The sequence below is a fragment of the Lapillicoccus sp. genome, assembly GCF_039935575.1.
Classification (GTDB): domain Bacteria; phylum Actinomycetota; class Actinomycetes; order Actinomycetales; family Dermatophilaceae; genus Lapillicoccus.
Genome location: NZ_JBDTKA010000095.1, coordinates 1 through 3517 on the forward strand (window position 1 = coordinate 1; position 3517 = coordinate 3517).

The window sequence follows — 3517 nt, forward strand, 5'->3', positions numbered from 1 at the left end:
CCCCCGCTCGAACGCCGCGAGCCGAACGGGTAGCCCACCGGCGCCGTCGCGACATCGGCGACACTGGGGGAGTGAGCAGCGCGGTCCCGCCTGGGTGGCCGCCGTCGGTCCCTCCCGCACATACGTCGGGGTGGGAGGACCGCGCGGTGGCCTGGTTGCTCGACCACTGTCCACCCGACTACCGCTCGTACGCAGGGTGGCGCAAGAACCCGATCGCACTCGCCTGGCTGGCAGACCGACACATCGACGGCCAGGTGGGGGCGATGCGCCAGGCCTACCGGGAGGCCAGGGTCGGACTCGGACCGCATGTCACCACGGAGGCGCTCAGCGAGATCATGGCCAACCTCGAGGTCGAGGGGCTGCGCCTCGTGGCGGCCAAGCGCAGCTCCTCGCTCCTTCTGGAGGCGTTGCAGGGCAAGCGGTTCATCCCGCGGTTGTAGTCATCGAGCCTTCGTGAAGGTGAAGCCGTCCAACGTGGCGCCGGCGGCATACTGATCAGGGAAGTCCTCGAACGCGATCACCGACTCTCCGTTCGCCGGGTCGAGGACGAGAATCTGGTCGTTCAGCGCACCCGCAATCGCGACGACGTGGCTACCGAGGCCGTTCTTCCAGGTGATGTCGACGCATACCGGCCGTCCGGCGTGGACCTCGGCGGCGACCTGAGCGAAGGACACGTTGCCTTGCCATCCCGCGTTGTTGCCGTAGACGTTCAAGGCGTCACCGACACCGCCGGACTTGATGCAGACCTGGGGTATGCCGACACGCTCGAGGCAGTTCTCCGCGTCCGTGCCGTACGGGTCGGCCAGCGCGTTCGCCAGCCCCGGGTGGGCCGCCAGCATCGGCGCGGTCGGCGCGCACGAGACGCCGACCCACTGGTTGATGTTGCGGCCGATCGTCGTCATCAGGTCATACTGCTCGGCCGGGCTCGAGGAGTTGTAGAAGTGAGCGACACTCGTCGCAACGGCGAGCCAGCACCACTCGCTGGTCTCCTGGTACTGCAGTTGCATCCCGATGTTCACGGGAGCGTCCGGGCCGCTGTTACCCGGAACGCGTTGCTGTGCCGCCCAGCTGGTGCCGTCGAAGGAGGAGAAGTAGAGCCCCTGGTCGGTTCCGGCGCCCTTCCATACCGCGAAGAGACTGTCGCCGTATCCGTTCAGCGCAGCACCGACGCTGCTGGCCACGCCTGGCACCACCTGCTGGGGAGCCCATCGCACGCCGTCGAAGTACGAGTAGTAGAGGTTCTCGTCACCGATGACTCCCTTCCAGATCGCGTAGACCTTCTCCTGGTAGGCAGCGATCGACGGTCCGACGCTGCTCGCGACACCCGGAAGCACCTGCTGAGGACTCCAGGCGTTGCCGTCGAACGAGGCGTAGTAGAGCGCCTGGTCGTTGCTCATCCCTTTCCACGCCGCCCACAGTCTCCCCTGCCAGTTGCACAATGAGGGGCCGATGCTCGAGGCGACCCCGGGGATGGTGCGCTGACCCGACCAGGTGACCCCGTCGGCTGTCGAGGAGTACCAGATCGCCTGGTCCTCGTCCACGCCCTTCCACGCGGCGTAGAGCCGACCACCGAAGTCGTAGATCGCGGGCCCCGTGCTGCTGCCGATCCCCGGCACCTGCTGCTGTGCCTGCCACTGGCTCCCGTCGACGCGGAGTGAGAAGACCCGCTGGTCGGAGTGCTCGCCCTTCCAGGCCAGGTACATCGAGCTGCCGAGCTTGCCCAGACTGGGGCCGGCAGACGTGTTGCCGCCGACGACCGTCTGTTCTGTCCAGGAGTGGCCGTCGTAGGACGATGTGAAGATCCGGTCGTCGCCGGTCTCCCCCTTCCACGCCGCGTACAGCCTGCCGTCGTACTCGATCAGTCCTTGCGTCACACTCATCCGCGTTCTCCTGGCGAGATCCTGGCGCCATTGCCGGCAGTCACCAGGAATACACCTAGGTCGGTACGCGGACACCGTCGTTCGCCTGTCAGTTTCCTGTGCGCCCTCGCCACGCGCACACTGCTGCTCGTCGCTCTGGCGAAGGGGAGTCGTCTGGGTTGGCTGGTTCGACGACCGAACTCACGTCCTTGGAGGTTTTGGACCCCGTGGACCGTTCAGGACCGTGAAACACGTGAGTTCCGTCGGCGAAAGGATGAGTTCGGTGGGGTTTTGTTCATGGCAGCATGATGACGTGGCAGCTGAGGAGTCAACCGCGCGGATCATCATCATCGGGAGCGGGTTTTCCGGGCTCGCCCTCGGCCACCGTCTGAAGCAGCGTGGTATCGAGGACTTCGTCCTGCTCGAGCGAGCGGACGATGTCGGCGGTGTCTGGCACCTCAACACCTACCCAGGATGTACGTGCGACGTCCCGTCACATCTCTACTCCTTGTCCTTTGCGCCGAACCCCGAATGGTCATCGACCTACTCGCCGCAGCCGGAGATCCGTCGCTACCTTCGCGACTGCCTCGACCGTTTCGAGCTGCGGCCACACCTGCGCACCGGCGTCGACGTCCTCGGCGCGGACTGGGACGAGGATCGACAGCGTTGGCTCATCACCACGAGTGAGGGCATCTGGAACGCCCAGGTTCTGGTCAGCGCCGTGGGTCCACTGACCGAGCCGAAACTGCCCGACGTGCCCGGTATCGAGCGTTTCGAGGGCGAGCTGATGCACTCGGCTCGCTGGAACCATGACCTCGACCTCGTCGGTCGCAGGGTGGCCTCCGTCGGCACGGGTGCGTCGGCGATCCAGTACGTCCCACGCATAGCCGACACGGTCGGGAGCCTCCATGTCTTCCAGCGCACTGCTCCGTGGGTCATGCCGCACGGCAAGCGGCCGATCAACGACTGGGAGCGCACCCTCTACCGGCGGGTACCGTTGGCGCAGAAGGCGGTCCGGGGCGGGGTCTACACGGCCAAAGAGGCCCTCGTCCTCGGCTTCGCGAAACGGCCGTCGCTGATGTCCCTGCTGGAACGGGTCTCTCGTGGTCACATCGACAAGCAGGTGGCCGATCCAGAGCTGCGCCGCGCGGTCACCCCCGACTACCTGCTGGGTTGCAAGAGGCTGGTTCCCTCCAACGCGTGGTACCCCGCCCTGCAGAAACGGAACGTCACCTTCGTGCCGCACGCGGTGCGGGAGATCCGCGAGCGCTCGGTGGTGGATGCCGCCGGCGTCGAGCACAAGGTCGACACGATCATCTTCGGCACCGGCTACCACGTCACGGACATCCCCTTCGCCGACCATGTGCACGGCAAGCACGGGATGCTGCTGCGCGACGTCTGGAAGGGCAGCCCGCGGGCCTACCTCGGCACGTCGGTGCCGGGTTTCCCGAACTTCTTCATGTTCCTCGGGCCGAACACCGGTCTCGGGCACAGCTCGATGATCTACATGATCGAGTCGCAGACGGCCCACATCCTCGACGCGATCCGAGCACTGGACGACAGCGGTGCCGCCGCGATCGAGGTGACGGCCGAGATCCACGACGCCTACAACCGCGACCTCGACCAGAAGATGTCAACCACCGTGTGGGAGCTGGGCG

Annotated in this window: 3 protein-coding genes; 2 read left to right on the forward strand and 1 reads right to left on the reverse strand. The window is 66.2% G+C overall.

The genetic code is table 11. From position 1 onward, the window contains the following. On the forward strand, positions 1 to 440 hold a 440-nt coding region (locus tag ABI385_RS11980), incomplete at its 5' end, for a hypothetical protein (protein ID WP_348103975.1). On the opposite strand, the gene ABI385_RS11985 is transcribed toward ABI385_RS11980, so the two are convergent. Beyond that, a complete protein-coding gene (locus ABI385_RS11985; protein WP_348103976.1) occupies positions 441 to 1880 on the reverse strand; it encodes a papain-like cysteine protease family protein in 1440 nt (479 codons plus the stop codon). A gap of 292 nt (positions 1881 to 2172) precedes the next feature. Here ABI385_RS11985 and ABI385_RS11990 point away from each other — a divergent pair. Beyond that, the coding region (locus tag ABI385_RS11990; protein ID WP_348103977.1) for an NAD(P)/FAD-dependent oxidoreductase at positions 2173 to 3517 on the forward strand (1345 nt) is incomplete at its 3' end.

Coding starts and splice junctions, on each gene's coding strand:
- ABI385_RS11985 (WP_348103976.1), bottom strand. CDS start 1,880: ATGAGTGTGACGCAAGGACTGATCGAGTACGACGGCAGGCTGTACGCG.